The 535-nt window shown below is 62.4% G+C and carries 2 protein-coding genes; both read right to left on the reverse strand.

Annotated features, from left to right (window positions below; translation table 11 throughout):
* Positions 1-167 (reverse strand): DUF1488 family protein (locus H3V53_RS43360; RefSeq protein WP_419539759.1); only part of this gene is annotated, 167 nt, incomplete at its 3' end.
* A gap of 91 nt (positions 168-258) precedes the next feature.
* Positions 259-535, reverse strand: a 277-nt coding sequence (locus H3V53_RS43365; protein ID WP_336603062.1) for a tyrosine-type recombinase/integrase, incomplete at its 5' end; no start/stop codon positions are given.

Below are 535 nucleotides of genomic sequence, written 5' to 3' on the forward strand. Positions count from 1 at the left end.
GGCTCGAGCCAGAACCAGGCCTCGAGCGCAGCGGTCGTGACGACGCATTCGACAGGACGTCCCTGGTGCACAAGGGTGAACGCTACACCGCGGCGATTTGCGGTGACCTGCGGTTCAGTTTCGATCGTTTCCATGGCTGAAGAGACTGCGTTGTTCAGATATGTCATCCGGATTCTGGCATACGCGCTGTGACTTGCGGACTGCGCCGAAGGCCTTCCGGCCGGGACCTCAATCACGGTTCAACTGACCGTCCATCGGTCACCAGTCGATGCGGTGTTTCTCGTCGGTTTCCTGATGCCGGCGATCTTCGTCGACGTGCAGGTAGATGCTCGTCGTCGTCAGCGACGCATGCCCGAAGTTGTCGCGCACATGTCGCAGGTCCACCTGACGGTCGGCCATGTGCGAGCCGGCCGTGTGCCTCAGCCAGTGTGCCGACGCCTTTTCCAGCAGGTCAGCGCGTGCAGCGTGTTCGATGCCACGCTCGCGTAGCCGCCCGGCGGCACGCGCAAACACCTCCTTGACGATGGTGTGCACA

The sequence above is a fragment of the Paraburkholderia bengalensis genome (assembly GCF_037126505.1).
In the GTDB taxonomy this organism is placed as follows: domain Bacteria; phylum Pseudomonadota; class Gammaproteobacteria; order Burkholderiales; family Burkholderiaceae; genus Paraburkholderia; species Paraburkholderia bengalensis.